This is a genomic window from Sphingomonas sp. P4_G2 (assembly GCF_056401155.1).
The window spans coordinates 253,399-272,673 of record NZ_JBFUJY010000002.1 but is presented as its reverse complement, the minus strand read 5'-3'; the positions used below and the strand labels follow the sequence as shown (position 1 = coordinate 272,673).

24 protein-coding genes, 1 tRNA gene and 1 other RNA gene are annotated in these 19,275 nt (G+C 65.8%); 7 read left to right on the top strand and 19 right to left on the bottom strand.

Annotation, left to right across the window (positions count from 1 at the left end):
* Nucleotides 1–508: 508 nt before the first annotated feature.
* The 5 genes from AC1DRD_RS06755 to AC1DRD_RS06735 all read right to left on the bottom strand — a co-directional run bounded on the left by AC1DRD_RS06755 (nt 509) and on the right by AC1DRD_RS06735 (nt 2,883).
* Nucleotides 509–585 (bottom strand) — tRNA-Arg (locus tag AC1DRD_RS06755).
* Nucleotides 586–619: 34 nt separating this feature from the next.
* Nucleotides 620–1,048, bottom strand: a complete 429-nt coding sequence (locus AC1DRD_RS06750) for a DUF1178 family protein (RefSeq protein WP_478040807.1) — start codon at nt 1,046–1,048, stop codon at nt 620–622.
* Nucleotides 1,045–1,845: a carbon-nitrogen hydrolase family protein gene (locus AC1DRD_RS06745; protein WP_478040806.1), complete on the bottom strand. Its 801-nt coding sequence runs from the start codon at nt 1,843–1,845 to the stop codon at nt 1,045–1,047. The genes AC1DRD_RS06750 and AC1DRD_RS06745 overlap by 4 nt, the downstream gene beginning before the upstream one ends.
* 29 nt (nt 1,846–1,874) lie before the next feature.
* Nucleotides 1,875–2,132, bottom strand: coding sequence for a glutaredoxin 3 (gene grxC / locus AC1DRD_RS06740; RefSeq protein ID WP_478040805.1), 258 nt, complete (start codon nt 2,130–2,132; stop codon nt 1,875–1,877).
* A gap of 34 nt (nt 2,133–2,166) precedes the next feature.
* On the bottom strand, nt 2,167–2,883 hold the full coding sequence (locus AC1DRD_RS06735; protein ID WP_478040804.1) for a ComF family protein: 717 nt from the start codon (nt 2,881–2,883) through the stop codon (nt 2,167–2,169).
* A gap of 44 nt (nt 2,884–2,927) precedes the next feature.
* On the opposite strand from AC1DRD_RS06735, the gene AC1DRD_RS06730 reads away from it, so the two are divergent.
* Nucleotides 2,928–3,764 (top strand): methyltransferase domain-containing protein, encoded by an 837-nt coding sequence (locus tag AC1DRD_RS06730; protein WP_478040803.1) that lies wholly within the window; start codon nt 2,928–2,930, stop codon nt 3,762–3,764.
* Here AC1DRD_RS06730 and AC1DRD_RS06725 read toward each other — a convergent pair.
* A complete protein-coding gene (locus AC1DRD_RS06725; RefSeq protein WP_478029973.1) occupies nt 3,735–4,139 on the bottom strand; it encodes a (deoxy)nucleoside triphosphate pyrophosphohydrolase in 405 nt (134 codons plus the stop codon). The two genes, AC1DRD_RS06730 and AC1DRD_RS06725, sit on opposite strands and share 30 nt — an antisense overlap.
* A gap of 94 nt (nt 4,140–4,233) precedes the next feature.
* Here AC1DRD_RS06725 and AC1DRD_RS06720 point away from each other — a divergent pair, with 94 nt between their 5' ends.
* Both AC1DRD_RS06720 and AC1DRD_RS06715 read left to right on the top strand, forming a co-directional pair.
* Nucleotides 4,234–4,407: a Flp family type IVb pilin gene (locus AC1DRD_RS06720; RefSeq protein ID WP_478029972.1), complete on the top strand. Its 174-nt coding sequence runs from the start codon at nt 4,234–4,236 to the stop codon at nt 4,405–4,407.
* A gap of 136 nt (nt 4,408–4,543) precedes the next feature.
* Nucleotides 4,544–4,711, top strand: coding sequence for a Flp family type IVb pilin (locus tag AC1DRD_RS06715; RefSeq protein ID WP_066590201.1), 168 nt, complete (start codon nt 4,544–4,546; stop codon nt 4,709–4,711).
* A 219-nt stretch (nt 4,712–4,930) separates the two neighbouring features.
* On the opposite strand, the gene AC1DRD_RS06710 is transcribed toward AC1DRD_RS06715, so the two are convergent.
* From AC1DRD_RS06710 to AC1DRD_RS06695, 4 genes are read right to left on the bottom strand one after another with little or no spacing between them, the layout of a single operon-like run.
* Entirely contained in the window at nt 4,931–5,878 is a 948-nt protein-coding gene (locus AC1DRD_RS06710) for an acetyl-CoA carboxylase carboxyltransferase subunit alpha (protein ID WP_478029971.1), read from the bottom strand.
* A gap of 11 nt (nt 5,879–5,889) precedes the next feature.
* Nucleotides 5,890–6,801, bottom strand: a complete 912-nt coding sequence (locus AC1DRD_RS06705; RefSeq protein ID WP_478029970.1) for a tyrosine-type recombinase/integrase — start codon at nt 6,799–6,801, stop codon at nt 5,890–5,892.
* Nucleotides 6,801–8,621, bottom strand: a complete 1,821-nt coding sequence (locus AC1DRD_RS06700) for a hypothetical protein (RefSeq protein WP_478040802.1) — start codon at nt 8,619–8,621, stop codon at nt 6,801–6,803. Before AC1DRD_RS06700 ends, AC1DRD_RS06705 begins: the two co-directional genes overlap by 1 nt.
* Nucleotides 8,602–8,730 carry a hypothetical protein gene (locus AC1DRD_RS06695; RefSeq protein ID WP_478040801.1) on the bottom strand — a complete coding sequence of 43 codons (129 nt, stop codon included), beginning with the start codon at nt 8,728–8,730 and terminating at the stop codon, nt 8,602–8,604. Before AC1DRD_RS06695 ends, AC1DRD_RS06700 begins: the two co-directional genes overlap by 20 nt.
* A 109-nt stretch (nt 8,731–8,839) precedes the next feature.
* Between AC1DRD_RS06695 and AC1DRD_RS06690 the strand changes: the two genes are divergently transcribed.
* Genes AC1DRD_RS06690 through AC1DRD_RS06680 form a run of 3 tightly spaced genes read left to right on the top strand, consistent with a single transcriptional unit; the run spans nt 8,840 to nt 10,901 of the window.
* Entirely contained in the window at nt 8,840–9,379 is a 540-nt protein-coding gene (locus tag AC1DRD_RS06690) for a shikimate kinase (protein WP_478029967.1), read from the top strand.
* Nucleotides 9,376–10,473 carry a 3-dehydroquinate synthase gene (aroB, locus tag AC1DRD_RS06685; RefSeq protein ID WP_478040800.1) on the top strand — a complete coding sequence of 366 codons (1,098 nt, stop codon included), beginning with the start codon at nt 9,376–9,378 and terminating at the stop codon, nt 10,471–10,473. Before AC1DRD_RS06690 ends, aroB begins: the two co-directional genes overlap by 4 nt.
* Nucleotides 10,470–10,901: a hypothetical protein gene (locus AC1DRD_RS06680; protein WP_478040799.1), complete on the top strand. Its 432-nt coding sequence runs from the start codon at nt 10,470–10,472 to the stop codon at nt 10,899–10,901. Before aroB ends, AC1DRD_RS06680 begins: the two co-directional genes overlap by 4 nt.
* 175 nt (nt 10,902–11,076) lie before the next feature.
* Here the strand turns inward: AC1DRD_RS06680 and AC1DRD_RS06675 are convergent, their stop codons facing one another.
* The 6 genes from AC1DRD_RS06675 to AC1DRD_RS06650 all read right to left on the bottom strand — a co-directional run bounded on the left by AC1DRD_RS06675 (nt 11,077) and on the right by AC1DRD_RS06650 (nt 16,628).
* On the bottom strand, nt 11,077–11,415 hold the full coding sequence (locus AC1DRD_RS06675; RefSeq protein WP_478029964.1) for a DUF423 domain-containing protein: 339 nt from the start codon (nt 11,413–11,415) through the stop codon (nt 11,077–11,079).
* The gene (locus AC1DRD_RS06670) at nt 11,412–13,247 is read right to left on the bottom strand and encodes a cation:proton antiporter domain-containing protein (protein WP_478029963.1); all 1,836 of its coding nucleotides are present in this window, start codon (nt 13,245–13,247) and stop codon (nt 11,412–11,414) included. Before AC1DRD_RS06670 ends, AC1DRD_RS06675 begins: the two co-directional genes overlap by 4 nt.
* Nucleotides 13,247–13,687: an iron-sulfur cluster assembly scaffold protein gene (locus AC1DRD_RS06665; RefSeq protein ID WP_478041203.1), complete on the bottom strand. Its 441-nt coding sequence runs from the start codon at nt 13,685–13,687 to the stop codon at nt 13,247–13,249. The genes AC1DRD_RS06670 and AC1DRD_RS06665 overlap by 1 nt, the downstream gene beginning before the upstream one ends.
* Nucleotides 13,688–13,739: 52 nt before the next feature.
* Nucleotides 13,740–14,381, bottom strand: coding sequence for a CvpA family protein (locus tag AC1DRD_RS06660; protein ID WP_478040798.1), 642 nt, complete (start codon nt 14,379–14,381; stop codon nt 13,740–13,742).
* Nucleotides 14,382–14,395: 14 nt separating this feature from the next.
* Nucleotides 14,396–15,766, bottom strand: a complete 1,371-nt coding sequence (gene radA / locus AC1DRD_RS06655) for a DNA repair protein RadA (RefSeq protein WP_478029961.1) — start codon at nt 15,764–15,766, stop codon at nt 14,396–14,398.
* A gap of 151 nt (nt 15,767–15,917) precedes the next feature.
* A complete protein-coding gene (locus AC1DRD_RS06650) occupies nt 15,918–16,628 on the bottom strand; it encodes a glutathione binding-like protein (protein WP_478040797.1) in 711 nt (236 codons plus the stop codon).
* 70 nt (nt 16,629–16,698) lie between these two features.
* Between AC1DRD_RS06650 and AC1DRD_RS06645 the strand changes: the two genes are divergently transcribed.
* Nucleotides 16,699–17,850, top strand: a complete 1,152-nt coding sequence (locus AC1DRD_RS06645; protein WP_478040796.1) for a glycosyltransferase family 4 protein — start codon at nt 16,699–16,701, stop codon at nt 17,848–17,850.
* Here AC1DRD_RS06645 and AC1DRD_RS06640 read toward each other — a convergent pair.
* The 3 genes from AC1DRD_RS06640 to rnpB form a co-directional block, all read right to left on the bottom strand.
* A complete protein-coding gene (locus tag AC1DRD_RS06640; RefSeq protein ID WP_478040795.1) occupies nt 17,817–18,194 on the bottom strand; it encodes a (2Fe-2S) ferredoxin domain-containing protein in 378 nt (125 codons plus the stop codon). The genes AC1DRD_RS06645 and AC1DRD_RS06640 overlap by 34 nt on opposite strands.
* Entirely contained in the window at nt 18,176–18,715 is a 540-nt protein-coding gene (locus AC1DRD_RS06635) for a J domain-containing protein (protein ID WP_478030459.1), read from the bottom strand. The genes AC1DRD_RS06640 and AC1DRD_RS06635 overlap by 19 nt, the downstream gene beginning before the upstream one ends.
* Before the next feature lie 189 nt (nt 18,716–18,904).
* Nucleotides 18,905–19,272, bottom strand: an RNA gene (gene rnpB / locus AC1DRD_RS06630) — RNase P RNA component class A.
* Nucleotides 19,273–19,275 lie beyond the last annotated feature (3 nt).

The window sequence follows — 19,275 nt, the reverse complement described above, 5'->3', positions numbered from 1 at the left end:
GGCAAGACTGATGCCCAGACCGGATAGCAGATATGCCGAAACACTCATGGGCAAGGTAGTTCGTCCTGAGGGTATCGCATAGCACTCCGTCCACTCGCCGCGCCAAAACGACAGTATCAGGCGGTCAGTCGGAGCCTTCCTAAACGACGGGTTACAATCGAGAGGTATCGTGGGTGACGATTGAATATAAGGGTAGCTTTGGAACGGCTGAATCCTACGAAGGACCTCCTCCGCAGGTACCTGCTGATTTTTTTCAATCGAGGCTGCCGCATCTTTGAACTGCTCGTAGTACGCCCGGTCGTTCGCAGCCTGCGCGGGGAGCCTCAATGGCATCGTTGTACCGATAAATGCGAAGAACATCGCGATCAGGCCAAGCAGCAAGCACAAGACCATTCTCATATATCGGCTCCCGACATGCCGTTTGCGGTACACGTCCACAACTGAGTCGTCTGATTGTTCAGACCATCGGCAAACCTGCAGAGCCTCACAAACCGAACTCGAAAGTGATTGGTGGTCCCGGAGGGACTCGAACCCCCGACGCCCACTTTAGGAAAGTGGCGCTCTGTCCAGCTGAGCTACGGAACCACGCCCGGTCTGGTACCGAGCGCGAGTGAACGGGTCAATTGCAGGCTTCGGGCGGGACGACCGGAAAGGGCAAGGGCGCGACCGGGACGCCGTCGTCGGCGAGCGCCTTGGCCTCTTCGATCGAGGCCTGGCCATGGATCGCCGCATGGTCTTCCTCGCCCGAATGCATCGCCCGGGCTCGCGAGGCGAAGGCGGTGCCAACCCATTCGGAATTGGCGAGCGCCTGTTGCTGTGCCTTGGCCAACGTCGCCATCGCCGCCTTCACTGCGGCGGGGGTGGCTTCGGCCTGGCGATTGCCCTTGGCAGCGACATTGGGCGCCATCACTGCCTTTTCGATCCCGCTATTGCCACACATCGGACAGCTGACCAGGCCACGCGCTCGCTGATCGTCATAGTCCGACGACGAGCCGAACCAGGCCTCGAACACGTGGCCGGCGCCGCATTTGAGGTCGAACACGATCATGCCCGCACCACCTCGGGAATCGAACGCCGGTGCTTGAGCGCGGGGACGCGTGCCCGCACGTCTTCCTGCAAGGCCGGATCGATTTCGGCAAAGCCCAGTCCAGGCGCCTCGCCCATGTCGAGCAGCACTTCTCCCCAGGGATCGATCACGAGCGAATGGCCATAAGTCGCGCGGCCATCCTCGTGCACGCCGGTTTGCGCGGCGGCGACGACGAAACAGGCGCCCTCGATCGCGCGCGCGCGCAGCAGCACATGCCAATGCGCCGCGCCGGTGGGTCGGGTGAACGCCGCGGGCATCGCAAGGATCGTCGCCCCGGCGTTGGTCAGCGCGCGATAGAGATCGGGAAAGCGCATGTCATAACAGATCGACATGCCCAGGCGGCCGACCGGCGTCGTCACCACCACGGCACCCTCGCCCGGCGTATAGGATGCGGATTCGCGCCAGCTCTCGCCGGTCGGCAGGTCGACGTCGAACATATGAAGCTTGTCGTATCGGGCTCGGATCTCGCCCGCCGCATCGATCACGAAGCCGCGATTGGCCAGCTTGCCGTCGTCGCGGCGGATCAGCAGCGACCCGATATGCACCCAGATGCCGCGATCGGCAGCCGCCATGCGCATCGCCGCCAGCACGGGGTCGTCCGCCTCACTGAACAGGTTCGGCGCCGCACGCTCGCGATTTCGGTCGACCAGTCCGGACACTTCCGGCGTGAACAGCATCGTCGCGCCACCCGCCGCGGCGGTCGCGACCGCATCGACCATCGTCGCCCGATTCGCGGCGAGATCGATCCCGCTCGTCATCTGAAGAACGGCGATTTTTCCTGCGGAGGTCATGTCGCGAGCAGCGGGTCGAGCCCTCCGCGCGCGTCGAGCGCGGCAAGATCGTCCGACCCACCGATATGCTTTCCGTCGATGAATATCTGGGGCATCGTCATGCGACCATCGGAGCGGTCGATCATCTCGGCCTTTTTGGGGCCACCCATCGTGACATCATATTCGATCGGCTCGATGCCCTTCGATTCGAGCAACTTCATCGCTCGCACGCAATAAGGGCACCACGCCTTGGTGTAGACTTCTACCTTGGCCATAGTCCGAGAGAGGTGGAGAGCGCTGCGCGGCTTGTCAATCGGACGTGTCGCCGAGCACCCGAGCCCAACACAGAACGGTGACCTTGCCGGCACCCGCCTTGAGCAGCGCGCGCGTGCAGGCGTCGGCGGTCGCGCCGCTAGTATAGACATCATCGACCAATATGACGTGCCCCTCCTCTATCCGGCGTTCGACAGTGAATGCGGCGCGAACCGCGGCGCGACGCTGGCGGGGGTTCATTCCGCGCAGTGCGGGCGTTCGCTTCGGGCGGCGCAACAACAACGGATCATGCGGGACGCCGCTTGCCGCCGACAAGGCGTCGGCGATCAGCGCGGCCTGGTTGAACCCCCTGCCCCATAACCGCCAGCGATGCAGCGGAACCGGCACCAACAGGGTCGCGTCCTTAGGCATGTGTCGCGCCATCAGCCGCGCCGCCGTTGTCGCGAAGGCGAGCCGGCCGCCATATTTGAGCCGTAACGCGACGGTCTTTGCCACCGGGCCATAAGCGACCGCGGCGCGCGCGCCGGCATGCGCTGGTGGCTTGGCGAGGCACGCTCCGCATTGCGCGTCGGGCCCGCGGTCGACCTCGAACGGCGCGCAGCACGTCGCGCACCACGGTTCGCCGAGGAAATCGAGCGAATCCCAGCACGCCGCGCAGAAATTGTGGTCGCCCCTCACCACCGCGCCGCAACCCGGACAGCGCGGCGGCAGCGCCAGCGACACGGTATCTGCGAAGACCTCTTTGACCCCCATCCCGCTCTTGTCGCGCGGTCGCCGCGGCGGCACAAGCGCGGCCGATGGACTCCCCCGAAATCTTCGATCGCGCGGCACGGCGCCTCCACCGAGATCGTGCCGCGCCGGTCTATGCCAGCCACGCTTTCCTGCGCGAGGCGATGCTCGACGGCATTGCTGAACGGTTGAATGGCGTAAAGCGCAGCTTCAGTCGCGTGCTCGATCTCGGTTGCTTCGATGGAGCATTCGTGCCGCCGCCGAACAGCGCGGTGACGCGGATCGATGCGGGGCGCCTGTTCGCCGCGCAGGCGGGCGGCATCCAGGCGGATGAGGATTTGTTGCCAGTCGATCCGGAGAGCTTCGACCTGGTCGTTTCGGCGGGCGTCCTCGACAATATCAATGACGTGCCCGGCGCGCTGGCCCAGATCCGCCGCGCGCTTAAGCCCGACGGCTTGTTCCTCGGCGCGTTCATCGGCGGCACATCGCTGCCAACAATGCGTGCCAGCTTCCTGCAGGCAGAGGCCGATCGTCCCGCCGCCCGCTTTCATCCGATGATCGACGTGCGGTCGGCCGGCGACCTGCTGGTCCGAGCCGGCTTCGCTTTGCCGGTCGCGGACAGCGAAACGCTCAGCGTCCGCTATCCCGACCTGTTCCGGCTGATCGGCGATCTGCGCGGCATGGCGGCGACCAACGTGCTGCGGGGCCGCGTGCCGCTCGCTCGGGCCACGCTGGCCGCCGCCGCCGGAGCGTTTGGCGAGCGCGCCGATCCCGACGGCCGCACGGCGGAGCGGTTCGACCTGATCTTCCTGACCGGCTGGGCTCCCTCGCCCGACCAGCCCAAGCCAGCGCGGCGCGGCAGTGCCACCGTCTCACTAGCCGCCGCGCTCGGCCGCAAGGACTGACACGAACGGGCGGTCCGCTGGCGGCATATCATAATCCGCCAGCGCGGCTGGCAGCACCCACCGGATCGCCGCGGCGTCTAGCGCGCGCGCCTCACCTTGCCAGGCTGTGCAACGGTAAAGCAGCAGGAGCAGATGGCGCGCTCCCCGACCGGCGCTGCTGAACGTCAGCGGTTCGAGCTGCTCTGCCACGACCGTAACGCCCAGTTCCTCACGCAATTCGCGGACCAGCGCCGCCTCTGGCGACTCGCCGGGCTCGATCTTGCCGCCGGGAAATTCCCATAAACCGGCATGCTCCTTGTCGAACGGACGCTGGGCGATCAGCACGCGCCCCTGAGCATCGGTCAGCGCGACGGCAACCACGGGCAATAAGTCCATTTTGGTGCCGTCCCTCCGCGCCGTTGGTCATTCGTTAACGAAACGTGCCTACCATCATACGTAGATTGGGGAGCCGTACGCGGCAAAAAAAGCGATGATCCATGTCCTACGCCAACTGGCCAGGAGTCGAAGAGGCGCGACCGCCGTCGAGTACGGACTGATCCTGTCGCTGGTCGTCCTGACGATGCTCGCCGCTTTGCAAGGGCTGGCCAGCACGACAACCGGCATGTGGAATAATGTGGCCGACAAGGTCCAGAACCCACATTAATTCGGACATCCGGAACATTTCATTCCGGCTTTAAGCTTTTCTCAACCGCCCTGGCCTACTGATTCGGACTGCTGGACGGGGGCATATCCTGGTTCAGCCGGGTGACTGAAGTAGTTCGAACCACTGGAGACCGGATATGAAGACCGTTCGCAAGATTTTCACCAACAAGAAGGGTGCCACCGCCATCGAGTACGGCCTGATCGCCGCGCTCATCGCTGTCGCTGCGATTGCCGCGATGCAGGGCCTGGGCAACCAGCTGAAGACCACGTTCACCAACGTGTCTTCGAACATGAAGGCTTCGTAAGCTCCAACGCTTACAGCTGAAAAGAGGGGCGGCGGAACTTCGGTTCCGCCGCCCTTTCTTTGTTATGAACTCCTCTCCCGCTTGCGGGAGGGGCCGGGTGAGGGTCTTCTTTCTTCTTCCAGGCGGTTCGCAACCACAAAAGAAGAAAGAAGACCCTCACCCTCCCACCGCCTTCGGCGGCGGGCCCCTCCCTCTCCCGCGCGCGGGAGAGGCGGAGTCTTAGAGTCGGCCCATCGCCAGGAATTTGTCACGGCGATCGCGCCGCAGATCGTCCGGACCGAGATTGTGCAACCCGCCCAGCGCGTCCGCCATCGCGTCGCCCAGCGCCGCAATCGCCTTGTCTGGATCGCGATGCGCGCCGCCTAACGGCTCGGACACGATCGTGTCGATCACGCCCAGCCCCTTCAAATCCTGCGCGGTGACCTTCATCGCCTCGGCGGCGTCGGGCGCCTTGTCGGCGGTGCGCCACAGAATCGACGCGCAGCCTTCGGGTGAGATCACCGAATAGACCGCGTGTTCGAACATCAGCACGCGATTGCCCGCAGCGAGCGCGATCGCGCCGCCCGATCCGCCTTCCCCGACCACCGCCGCGATCATCGGCACGCCGAGCTTCAGGCATGCCTCGGTCGAGCGCGCAATGGCTTCGGCCTGGCCGCGCTCCTCGGCCTGGACGCCGGGAAAGGCACCCGACGTGTCGACCAAAGTCAGCACCGGCAGCCCGAACCGGTCGGCGAGTTCCATCAGGCGGATCGCCTTGCGATAGCCTTCTGGCTTGCCCATGCCGAAATTGTGCTTGAGCCTGCTGGCGGTGTCGTCGCCCTTTTCGTGGCCGATCACCATTACCTTCTGCCCACGGAAGGTGGCGAAACCGCCTAGAATCGCCTGATCGTCGGCGAAGGCGCGATCGCCGGCCAGCGGCATGAAATCCTCGAACAGGCCGGCGATATAATCCCCGAAATGCGGGCGATCCTGGTGGCGCGCGACCTGCGTCTTCTGCCACGGGGTGAGCTTGGCATAGGTCGCCTTGAGCAAGGCGTCGGACTTGGTCTGCAGCCGCTTGACCTCGGAATCGATGTCGATCGCGCCGTCCGAAGCGGTATCGCGAAGTTCATCGATCCGACCCTGCAACTCAGCGATCGGCTTTTCGAAATCAAGGAAGGTAGCCATGGCCGGGCGGGTTAAGGCCGCCTCGGGGCAACGTCAACGAGCGGGTGGCGAGTGTTGACCAGCTCGATCAGCCGTTTGCTGTCGACATGCGTGTAGATTTCGGTCGTCGCGATATCGGCGTGACCGAGCATCGCCTGGAGCGCGCGCAGGTCGGCGCCGCCTTCGAGCAGATGAGTGGCGAAGGCGTGGCGCAGCACGTGCGGGCTGACGCGATCAGGCGGGATGCCCGCATCGGCGGCGAGCGCCTTGATCAATTGATAGAGGCGGATGCGCGACAGATGCGTCTTGCCGGAGGGAAACAACCACGGCCGGTCGCTCGCGACATGCGCGCGCCACGCCGCTACGGCCGCACGCGCGCGATCGGAAACCGGCGCCAGCCGCTCGCGCCCGCCTTTGCCCTTGAGGATGATATAGGGCCGATCGGGCTGGATGGCGTTGCGCGGCAGCGAGACGAGTTCGGTCGCGCGCAGTCCGGACCCGTAAAGCAATTCGATCAAGGCCGAGAGGCGCAGGTCGTTGGGATCCGGCGGCATTCGCGCTTGCCGCTCGGCGATCGCGGCGAACAGCCGGTCGATATCCTGGTGACTCAGCACCTTGGGCAGCGGCCGCCGCGCGCCGGGTCGCGGCAAGGCGGCGCCAGGGTCGTCGGCGCGGTGGCCCTCATCGGCCAGGAAGGCGAAGAACCGACGCAGCGCCGCCGCCTTGCGCGCGACCGTCGCGTGCGAAAGATCGCGCCAGCCGTTGCCCAGCCGTTCGACGTCCTTGACCTCCGCGGAGACCAATCGTCCGTCCAGGGCCTCGGAGGCCAGCCGCAAGTCGCTGGCATAGGCAGCAACGGTGTTCCTGGCGGCGCCGACTTCCGCCACCAGCATCTCGAGAAAGCGCTCGATCAGCGCACGGTCATCAAGGCCGATGGCGGCCATCAGGCCCGCGTCACGGCCTCGGCCGCAACCATCCGCGCGGTGCTTCCCAGACCCACGACCCGCAACGCATTGACGATATGGAACAAGGCCGCGGGCGATACGCCGCGCCAATCCGGCGTCTGCAGCCCGACAGCGCTCAGCACTAACACCTCACCAGGGCGGCCTTCCGCCGCGGCACGGTCGATCGCGCGGGTCCATTTGTTGTCCCCCTGCACATCGGCCCCATAGCTTTGCGCCACCGCTGGATCGAGCCTGGCGAGCCCAGCCAACCCGGCCGCGAACATTCGCTGCTTGTCGGCGTCGCCCGAAAACGCGCCGACCTCTCCCGATCCGTATCGTGCGTTATTGTCGGGATTGGACACCAGGATCAGCGCCCAGCCCAGGCTGCCACGCGCCACCGCGCCACGCCAGCGCGCCGCCGAGCGATCGAGCCCGGCGCTGAGCATCGAGGCGACCAGCTGATCGCTGCCATCGGTCTTGGCTGCGACCGGAATGCGTTTTGCCGCGCGCGCCGTCAGCACCAGCCGGCCATAGCCCGCCAGGCCGTCAACATTCTGGCCCCATAGCCCACGCAGCGCGCCGAGCCGGGCATCGCGCGATCCGCCCGTATAGGCGGTGCGCAAATCGCTGGCGACGCCGTTGGCCGGATTGCCCTGATCGTCGCCCGCATCGATCAGACCGTAGAGATCGACCAAGGCGAGGTTGGAGAGGACACCCTGGGCAGCCGCCTGATCGGCAAATTGCGACCGTTCGACCGGCGTTTCCTGAGGCGCCAACACTTGCCAATAGCGCATCTGCGGGCCGGTCCCCTCAAACAGCGCGTCGGGAATTTTTTCGCCCGCAGCCATCGCAAGTCCGTAGCGCCACGTATTGATATTGCTGACGCCGTCCCATTCGATCACCACGTCGCCCTTGCTCGACCCGCGCCCGGCGATCTTCTGCGCCAATGCCAGATCAATACCCGCGGCGACGCGCTTGGCCTGGTTCATCAGCGGCGTCGCCTGGCTCGGCGTCGAGGATAGAGAAGCGCACATCGCGCGCGCCAGCACCCAGCTCGGCTCGCTCGACACCTTGATCGCATCATTGGCCAAGGGACACATCGCACCGACATCGCCGGTCGCCAACGCGGCCTGCATCGCGACCTGATAGAGTTTGGGCGTGTAATCCTGCGGGTCGACCGACTGAACCATCGCGCGCGCGCCGACCGATTCGCCCATCCGCAGCAACAGCCAGGCACGCTCGGCCGCGAAATCGGCGCCGTTGACGTTGCGCGGTGTACTGATCGGCTGCAGCAACAGCCGGCGCAGGGCGATCGACACCCAACGCGAGGCGATCGGCGCGCGCGTGTCGCGCATCAGCCGCTCGATGTACCGGCCATCGGCATTACCGAACGCGGCGGGATCCATCATCCGCTCGGCGGTCGGCAGGATGCCGATCATCGCCAGATTGCGGCGCGACGATTCAGGCAAGGTGTAACGCACTGGGCCAGGGGTCGCGGTCGGCGTCGGCGCCGCGATCGGCAGCCCGGTCACCGGATCGGTGGCAGCAGGCGTGGGTAATGGCATCGCCGGAGCGGCCGGGCTGGCCGTCGGTGCGGCGCCCACAGCGGGAGCCGTCGTCGGCGCGGGCGCGGGCGCCGGTGTCGGCGCGGGAGTCGAGGCGCGCGGCGATGGGCGCGGCGCGGGAGCAGGCGCGACCGGCTGGTCGAACCCTGGCGGCAGGATCGATTCGGGCTTTTTCTGCGCGAGCGCGACGCCGCCCGCGGCGAGCAGCGCTATCGCCAGCGCTGACGCGCCGGCGCTAGCCTTGGAGATTCGCAAGCGAGACAGCCTTTTCCACCCGGGTCTGCTGCGTGTCGTGCGCTCGGCTCGACAAGAAGAACATTCCGCCCACCAACAGCACCAGCACGACGATCAGCACCACCAACATTCGCGACATGCGACAATAACCTCTACAGTCTTTCGGCGTTCAAACCGGCACGCCGCCCGGCTCGGCGCTTGTGCCCGAGCGTGCGGTGCGCTGTATAGCCCCCAAACCCATGTTGCAAAGCGCTCCTCCCTTTCTTTCCTGGACCGGCAAGCCGATCGTGCTCGTCGGGTTGATGGGCGTCGGCAAGTCGACCGTCGGCCGCCGCCTCGCGGCGCGGCTGCATTTGCCCTTCGCCGACGCCGATACCGAGATCGAGGAAGCCGCGGGCATGTCCGTCAGCGAAATTTTCGAAAAATTCGGTGAAGCGTATTTCCGCGACGGCGAGCGCCGCGTGATCGCCCGCTTGGTCGACGGCAAACCCAAGGTGATCGCCACCGGCGGCGGCGCGTTCATCAACGACGAGACGCGCGCGCTGATCCTCGATCAATCGATCGCGATCTGGCTCGACGCTCCGACGCGGATCCTAGCCGAACGCGTCGGCCGCCGCGACACACGCCCCTTGCTGCGCAACCGCAACCCGCGCGAGGTGCTCGACGAACTCGCCGCCGTGCGCAATCCGATCTATGCGCAGGCACCGATTCGCATCGCCAGCGACCAAGCGCCGCACGAATCGGCCGTCAACGCCATCCTGAAAGCCCTCGGCCTGTGACCATCGTTCCCGTTTCGCTCGGTTCGCGCAGCTACGACATCGTGATCGAGCGCGGACTGCTCGGCCGCGCCGCCGAACATTTGAAGCCGCTGTCGCGCGGCAGGTCGATGGCGATCGTCAGTGACGCCAATGTCGCGCCGCATCTCGCCACGCTGCAGGCCACGCTCGCCGCCGCCGGCATCGCGAGCGAAGCGATCGTGCTACCCCCCGGGGAAGCGACCAAAAGCTGGATGCAACTTGAGGCAGTGACCGACCAATTGCTCGCGCACGGCGTCGAGCGCGGCGATCATGTCATTGCGCTGGGCGGTGGCGTGATTGGCGATCTGGTCGGGTTTGCCTGTTCGATCGTCAAGCGCGGCTGCGGCTTCGTCCAGATACCGACCACCTTGCTTTCCCAGGTCGACAGTTCGGTCGGCGGCAAGACCGCGATCAACACGCACGCCGGCAAGAATCTGATCGGCGCGTTCCACCAGCCCGGATTGGTGCTGATCGATCCCGACGTTCTCGACACCTTGCCCACACGCGAGACCCGAGCCGGCTATGCCGAGGTGGTCAAATACGGCCTGATCGACGATTTCGCCTTCTTCGAATGGTGCGAGGCGAATGGCGAAAAGCTGCTTGCCGGCGACCCAGAGGCGCGCGAACATGCCATCGCGCATTCGGTCGGTGCCAAGGCGCGGATCGTCGCCGAGGACGAACGCGAGACGACCGGCAAGCGCGCCTTACTCAATCTTGGCCATACGTTCGGCCATGCGCTGGAAGCGGAGACGGGGTTTTCCGACCGCCTGCTCCATGGCGAAGGCGTCGCAGCGGGCATGGCGCTGGCCTTCGCCTATTCGGCACGGCGCGGACTTTGCCCGAGCCAGGATGCCGGGCGCGTCGCCGCCCATCTGCGCGCGGTCGGCCTGCCCGACGGGATCAAGGCCGCAGGAATAACCGCAAGCGGCGCGACATTGGTCGACCATATGCGCCACGACAAGAAGATGGACGCTGGCACCCTGCCCTTCCTGCTCGCGCACGGAATCGGACGAACCTATCTCGACCATTCGGTCGACCTTGCCGACGTCGAGGCATTCCTCGACGCCGAGCAGTGAGCAGAAAGCACCTCGTTCGCATCGCGCTGCTGACGCTCGGGTGCGTGGTCTATCTGCCGGCGATGGTCTTGATGATCATTCGCGTTGCCGGACCAATCGAACTCCAGGCGTTGTTCGACTGGCTGGCCGGGCGGTGCGCCAGCGATTGCAACGGCTGGAACGTGCTGGCGACGGCAATACAGATCGTGCCGATCATCGTGACCGGACCAGTGCTGGTGTGGATCGGTATCATCTGGGTCCGCCGCGGCCGGCGTTCCGACCGCGAGGCTGAGGCGATCGCCGACCATTTCGCAACGGCGCCCGATCGCATCTCGCCCCATGCGATCGACGAAGACGGGGATCGCTATCTGTACCGCGATCGTCAGGGGCGACTTCGCCCCGTTTATGCGCCACCCGCTCCATCGCCGAAGATCGACACGCGGCGATAGATGAGTTGTACGATCAGGCTTACCGTCATGCCGGGCTCGTCCCGGCATCCACCGTGCCGTAAACCCAATTGCCGATGGGTATTGCTGCGCAGTGGATGCCGGGACGAGCCCGGCATGACGATTGAGCGCCCATAGGGATATGCCGCATTAGAGATAGGCCGCACGACGAGCGGTATCACATGCCGCTGCGCGCAACGCTCCACGCCAACCATAGCCAGCCCGCAATCAGGGCCAGCCCGCCGATCGGCGTGATCGCACCGAACCAGCGCGGAGCGCCCAGCGCCATCAGGTAGAGCGTCCCGGCAAAGATTAGCCCGCCGATTACGAACAATGCCGCCGGACCTTTCGCCGCCATCTTCAACGCGACCAGTGCGGCTACGGCGTGGATCAGCTGATATTGCCCGCCGGTCTTGAGCCATTCGGCCGCCTGCCCGGAGGCGCCATGGGCGCCGAAAGCGCCCGCACCGACCGCCAATGCACCCGACAACGCAGCCAGGATCGCGATCCAGTTCATGGTTCCTGCCCTCGTCCCAATTCCTCGGCACCCACCGGCTCTGACGCGGCGTCGGCGTCGACCGCAAGCTCGCGGCGAGTCGCGGCGAAAATCTCCTCGCGCTCGTCGCTCGTGATGATGCGGTCGCGCGCGGCGCGCACGTCGCCGGTTTCATATTGCGCCTTCAGTCGTTCCTTGTCGCGGGCACGATACATGTCCTCGGCGCGCTCGGCTTCGGCCGGATCGATGTCGATCGCCGCCATCGCCATGCGGCCCATCTTGATCGCCGATTCCATTACTTCACGCACAACACCGGCGATCGGCGAGCCTTTGAGTTTGATCAGCGCGCGGCGGTCATAGGTGCGTGCGAAGATCGCTGCCTTGGGAAAAGCTTCATGCACGCCCTCGATCAAATCGCCGTCGAGCTGGTCGCCGTCGATACAGAACAGGATCAGCTCGGCCTCGCTCGCACCGGCCTGGCGCAGCAGGTCGAGCCGGGTCCCATCGCCATAATAGACTTTGGCGCCGAAATCGGCGGCGACGTCGATCATCTCGATATCGGTATCGATCAGCGTCACCGGTACGCCGGCGGCGATCAGCATCTGCGACACGGTCTGGCCGAACCGTCCATAACCCACGACCAGCGCGTTGGCGCCGTCGGCGCGCGGCCCCTCGCGATCGCCCGTGACCTGGGGCGCCTCGCGGAATCGCGCGGTCACCATCATCAGGAACGGCGTCGTCGCCATCGACAAGGTGACCACCGCGCTGAAGACGCTGACCGCCGCGGGCTCGATCAGGAACGCGCGTTGCGCCTGCGCGAATAAGACGAAGCCGAACTCGCCGCCCTGGCTGAGCAACAGGCCGAGCGCCAACGCCCCGCGCCAGTTCATGCGGAACGCCATGCCGATCGCGAAGATGATCGCCGCCTTGGTCGCGATTAGCGCCAGCGCCATACCGATGACGAAGAACGGGCGATCGGCAATCACCTGGAGATCGAGCAACATGCCGACCGCCAGGAAGAACAGCCCGAGCAGGATCGAGCGGAACGGCTCGACGTCCGCTTCCAGCTCATGGCGATACGGCGAATCGGCCAGCATTACGCCCGCGACGAACGCGCCCAGGGCAGTCGACAAATGCAGATATTCCATCACCGCCGCCGATGCGGTGACCGTGAACAAGGCGGCGAAGACGAACATCTCGCGCTCGCCGAGATTGCCGATCACTCGGAACAAGGGCCGCAACAGATACCGGCCCGCCAGCACCAGCCCGGTAATCGCCAGCACAGTGTAAATGAACAGCAGATAGCCCGGCGGCCCCTGCTGATCCGCCGGGTTGCGCGACAGGATCGTCACCAGCGTGATCAGCGGGACGATCGACAAGTCCTGGAACAGCAGGACCGCGAAGGCGCGTTCGCCGAACGGGGTGCGCAACCGCCCGGCCGATTGCAGCATCGGCAGCACCTGCGCGGTCGACGACAGGGCTAGCGGCAGGCCGAGGACCAAAGCGGCCTGCCATGAAAAGCCGGCGATGCCGTGGACGATCAAAGTGATCGCCAGACCGCAGGTCAGCACCTGGATCAGGCCGATCGCGAAAATGTCCTGCTTCATCTTCCACAGGCGCGACAAATTGAGTTCGAGCCCGACGATGAACAGCAGCAGCGTGATGCCGAGCTCGGCGACGCTGATCTTCCCTTGGGCGTCCCCGATCAAATTGAGCGCTTGTGGTCCGATCAACGCGCCGGCGACGAGGAAGCCTAAAGTCGCGCCCAGGCCGAGACGGCGGAACAACAGAACGAACACCATCCCGACGCCGAGCATGACGACGCCGTCGCGGAGCATCGATGCGCCGTGCATCAGGAGTCGTTTCCGGTGGTCGAAGCGGCCGCGATCGCCGCCGCTTCCGCCGCCGCCTCGAACGCCAGGCGAATCGAGGGATGGCGCGCGGTGACCGTCAGCGCGGGGGTGAAGATGTCGAGATCGGGCCAGCCCGGCGCCGGGCCTTCTCCCGCCAGCCATGCCGTCAGCTCGTCGCGCGCCGTTGCGAGTTCGGCCGGGCTCTTGCCGAGGATATTGGCGGCAAGTAGCGAGGACGAGGCTTGGCCCAGCGCGCAGGCACGCACCAGCACCCCGACCTCACTGACGCGACCAGCGGCCAGATTGACGTCGACGGTCACGCGGCTGCCGCAGATCGGAGAGCGTTTCTCGCTCGATCCCATCGGATCGGCGAGGCGCCGATGATGCGGAATCGACGCCGCGAGCCGCAGGATTTCAGTGTTGTAGAGCGGCGCGTTCATCCTGACGGCCATGTAGGCGAGCGTAACGAAAAGCGCGACCCCTTCGGCCCAATTAGCGCGCAGAATGTGAACGATGCGGCCCCGCCTTGCCGGCCTTGTTGGTGACGATGGCACCGCCCGTATTACCCGGCTCCGCTGCATCGTCGGCGTTGGCGGTGGTGTCGCTCGCATTGTCGCTGCCGAACATCGGCTGCCCCTTGCGCCGCTTGGCGACGAAGTCGGCGACGAACGCGCTGGTCGCATTGAGCAACGGATAGGTGCGGGACTTGGTCAGCCAGGCCGGGCGCAGCTTCGGGCCGCCGTCGATCGTATCGTAGACCAAGACCAGCAGCAGGAAGGCGAGGCTGGCGAGAATCAGGCCCTTGAGCGCGCCGAACCCGAATCCCATCGCGCGGTCGAGCGGCCCCAGGATCGATTGCTTGGTGCGCTGGCCCATGGCACGCGCGAGCATCCGCCCGCCGAAATAGGCAATTCCCGCGATCAACGCGAAGGCGAGGATAGCGGCGCCCGAACTCGTCCCGACAATACCGGCCAATGCGGCGGTCGCGGGCGTGTGCAGCGCCTTCAGCGCGAACACCACGAGCACCCAGGCGAGCAGCGACAGAACCTCGGTCACGAAACCGCGCCACCAGCCGAGCGCCGCGGCTGCGCCAACGCCCAGAAGGACGGCGATATCTAATCCAGTCAGCCCCATACCCGGTCCGACAGCTAGCCCCGACCCAGCATATGGTCAACGAGTTGACCGAGCGTGCGGAAACCACTGATCTTGATTCCGCTCTCGCTCTTGGTCGATGCGGGCCCCAGCGCGCGGTCGAACCCCAGCTTGGCTGCCTCCTTCATCCTGAGCGGCGCATGCGCGACCGGGCGGACTTCGCCCGACAGCGCGATCTCGCCGAACGCGACCGCATCGGCCGGCACCGGCCGCTCGCTCAGGGCCGAGATCAACGCCGCCGCGACGGCAAGGTCCGCCGCCGGATCCTGCACGCGATAACCGCCGGCAATGTTGAGATAGACTTCGCAGGTCGAGAAGCTGAGCCCGCACCGCGCCTCGAGCACTGCCAGGATCATCGCCAGCCGGCCCGAATCCCAGCCGACCACCGCGCGCCGCGGCGTCGCGCCCGAAGCGAGCCGGACGACCAGCGCCTGGATCTCGACCAGGACCGGGCGCGTGCCCTCCAGCGCGGGGAAGACGGTCGCGCCGGTCATTCCGTCCTCGCGATGGGTCAGGAACAAGGCCGACGGGTTGGCGACCTCGTTCAGGCCCGACGTCTCCATCGAAAATACACCGATCTCGTCCGTCCCACCGAAACGGTTCTTGATCGCGCGCAGGATGCGATATTGGTGGCTGCGCTCGCCCTCGAAGCTGAGCACGGTGTCGACCATGTGCTCGAGCACGCGCGGGCCGGCGATGCTGCCATCCTTGGTGACATGCCCGACCAGCACTACCGCGCTGCCGCGTTCCTTGGCGAAACGAATCAATTCCTGCGCCGACGCGCGCACCTGGCTGACCGTCCCCGGCGCGCCCTCGATCAAGTCCGAATGCATCGTCTGGATCGAATCGATCACCAACAAGGCCGGCCGCGGCCCCTGCCCCAGGGTCGTCAGGATATCGCGAGTCGATGTCGCGGCGCCCAGTTCGACCGGAGCGTCGCCCAAGCCGAGGCGGCGCGCGCGCAGCCGCACCTGATCGGCCGCTTCCTCACCCGACACATAGACGACACGCTCGCCGCGCCGCGCCAGACACGCCGCCGCCTGGAGCAACAGCGTCGACTTGCCGATCCCCGGATCGCCGCCGATCAAGGTCGCCGATCCTTCGACGAATCCGCCACCCAGCGCACGATCGAGTTCGGCGATCCCCGTCACCAGGCGATCGGGCAGCGTCACTTCGGCATCGAGCCCGATCAGCGCGATCGCCCGACCGCCCGATTGCAGATTATGCTTGGCCTGGAACGGCGTGACATTGCCGCCGACCTCCTCGACCAACGTGTTCCATTCGCTGCAATCGACGCACTGCCCCTGCCACCGGGTCGCGACCGATCCGCAAGCCTGACAGACGTAACGCTTCTGGGGTTTGGCCATGCGGGACACTTATCCGAAACGGAACGATTAGGGAACATCCCAATTCCCCTCCCGCTCGCGGGAGGGGTTAGGGGAGGGACGTGTCAGCCCGAGGCGATCCAGATCGACATGCCCTCCCCCAGCCCCTCCCGCAAGCGGGAGGGGAGTTTGATCAGCTCGCCGGCCGCGCCGGGGTCGTCAGCCCCTTCTGCACCGCCGGTCGCGCCAGGCCACGCTCCAGCCACGCCGTGACATTCTTGAACGTGTCGAACTCGACGAGGTCGCGCGCTTCGTAGAAGCCGATCAGGTTCCGCACCCAGCCCAAGGTCGCGATATCGGCGATCGTGTACTCGTCGCCCATGATCCAGGTGCGGCCATCCAGCCGTCCGTCGAGCACGCCGAGCAGCCGCTTGCTTTCCGCCACGTAGCGGTCGCGCGGACGCTTGTCCTCATAGTCCTTGCCGGCGAATTTGTTGAAGAAGCCGAGCTGGCCGAACATCGGTCCGACGCCGCCCATCTGCCACATCAACCAGGCGATCGTCTCCCACCGCGCAGCGGCGTCGGCGGGGATGAACTTGCCGCTCTTGTCGGCGAGATAGAGCAGGATCGCGCCGGTTTCGAACAGCCCCATCGGTTTGCCGCCGGGTCCATCTGGATCGATGATCGCGGGGATCTTGCCGTTGGGATTGAGGCTCTCGAACTCGGGCGACTTTTGATCGTCGGTCGCGAAATCGACCAGATGCGCCTCATAAGGCAGCCCGATTTCTTCGAGCATGATCGTCACCTTCACCCCGTTGGGCGTTGGCAGGCCGTAATATTGGAGGACATTCGGATCGGCCGCAGGCCACTTCTTGGTGATCGGAAAGGACGACAGATCGGCCACACGGCATCTCCCTGGGCTTGGGTCTGGGGAGTAGATAGGCAAGCCGCCCGCGCACCGCTATGGGCGTTGGATGCAACCAGGCGATCTTCGTGTCGCGCTGTTCAGCGGTAACTACAATTACACGCGGGACGGCGCCAATCAGGCGCTCAATCTGCTGGTCGGGCATTTGCTCGATCGCGGGGTGAAGGTGCGCGTCTATTCGCCGACCGTCGACGAGCCCGCCTTTCCGCCGACCGGAGACCTGGTGAGCGTGCCGGCAATCCCGATGCCGGCCGGCCGCGCGGAGTATAAATTGGCCCGTGGCTTGCCGAAAAAAGTGCGCGCCGATCTGGAGGCGTTCGCCCCCAACCTCGTCCACGTATCCGCGCCGGAGATCCTTGGTCACCGCGCGGTGACTTGGGCGCGACGGAACAACCTCGCCTCGGTCGCCTCTTTCCACACGCGGTTCGAAACCTATCCGCGTTATTATCGCATCGGCTTCGTCGAGCCGTTGCTGATCGGCATGCTGAAGCGTTTCTACAATCGGGTCGACGAAGTGGTCGTGCCCTCGCCCTCGGTCGCCGATCTGATCAAGTCATGGGGCGTGACGGTCCCGGTCAGCATCTGGTCGCGCGGCGTTAATCACGAGCGTTTCAATCCCGGCCGGCGCGACCTCGCCTGGCGCCGCTCGCTGGGCATCGCCGATGACGAAGTGGCGGTCGGCTTTCTCGGCCGGCTGGTGCTCGAAAAGGGCCTCGACATCTTCGCCGACGTGGTCAACGAACTGGCCCGCCGCGGCATCCGTCACAAGGTGCTGGTGGTCGGCGACGGCCCGGCGCGCGACTGGTTCGCCGATCGCGTGCCCGGCGCGGTGTTCGCCGGTTTCCAGAGCGGTGACGATCTCGGCCGCGCGGTGGCGGGGATGGACGTGTTCTTCAACCCTTCCGTCACCGAGACGTTCGGCAATGTCACCTCGGAAGCGATGGCAGCGGGGGTCGCGGTGGTCGCCGCGCGCGCCACCGGCGCGGTCGATCTGGTCGAAGAGGGCGTCAACGGATTTCTCGTCCCGCCGCGCGACGTCAACGCCTATGCCGACGCGATCCAGCGGCTGATCGAGGACGATTCGCTACGCGCCTCGGCCGGCGCATCGGGACATGCCAAGGCACAGGCCTATGTCTGGGGTCCGGTCAACGAAAAGGTGCTGCAGACCTATCTCGACGTGATGGCGCGGCGCGGCGCCTGAGCCCCCGGCTCGAGTCCGAGGTCGCGGCCGATCGCCTCGACATCGGCGCTGGCGGGCACCAGCCGCCACGTGCCAGGACGGCTGGTATCGACCAGCGTCACTGCGCCTTTGGGACAGACGCCCAGGCATTTGACCTCGATCAGCCCCACCGGCGATTTGCGTCCCTTTTTGAGCCCAAAACGTTTGCGCAACGCTTTGCCGAGACTGGTCCTGCCCTTGCGCCCAAACCCGCCGTCGAGCTTCTTGGAACATTTCGAGCAGACCAGGATCGCCCCCGACCAGCGACTCGCGATCCCCCGACCCAGCGCGCCGAGTTGGGGGGTAACTAGCTCGTCGGTCGCCACGCGCGGTTTTCCTCGGCGGCACGCAAGACGTCATAGGCAGCCTGGATCGCCTGAAAGCGCTTTGCCGCTTCCTCGTCCCCTTGGCGCACGTCCGGGTGCCATTCCTTGGCTAGCTTGCGCCATGCGGCACGGACGGCATCGAAATCGGCGTCCGAATCGAGTTCGAGCACGTCGAGCGCGCGCATTTCGTCGCGCGATCGGCTGCCGTCGCCCGATCCGCCCCAACCATAATGCCGTGCCTCGGCATAACCGTTCGCCGTGCGCGTCTCGGCCGCCTCACGCTCGGCGGCTTCTTCCGCGCTCAAGCCCTCAAAATAATTCCAGCCGCGATTATACTCGGCGGCATGGTCCTGGCAGAAATACCAGCGCTCGGGGCTATTGGGCGATTTGGGCGCCGGGCAATTGCCGGGCTGATCGCACCCATGGCGGTCGCACATCCGCACCCGCGTCGCCTCGCGCGTCGAGCCGTAGCTGCCCCAGCGGGGGAAACCCCAGTTATCGGATCGGGTCGGACGCGCCATGTGCGCGACATAGGCAGACGCGCCGCGGATTGCCACCGGCATAGGTTGGAAATTGAGCGTTCCGTACAAATGCGGGTGTCGCGGCATGCGAGTAAATCGCATGCCGTCGGTCCTCGCTGTGCGAGGCCGGCCGCGCTCATGCGCACGCTTCGCGTGCCGGCGATTAGCTTCCGCTAATCGCCGTGCATGAGCGCCAGAGGGTCTGTAAGCCGGGTTCTGTCCACCGCTTGCGCGGATGGGCGACCATTCCTCTAGGACGACGCTTGCGCGCCGCCTCAAGCAACCAACCCGGGCGACGGGTGGGAACACACCCATGTGCCGCCCCTATTCGGTCTTGCTCCCGGTGGGGTTTGCCATGCCGCCGCTGTTACCAGAAGCGCGGTGCGCTCTTGCCGCACCCTTTCACCCTTACCTCCCGGCGAACCGGGTTGGCGGTCTGCTCTCTGTGGCACTTTCCCTGGGGTCACCCCCGGCGGGCGTTACCCGCCACCGTCGTTCCGCGGAGCCCGGACTTTCCTCGGGGATGCAAGCATCCACGCGGCCGCCCGACCCTCTGGCAG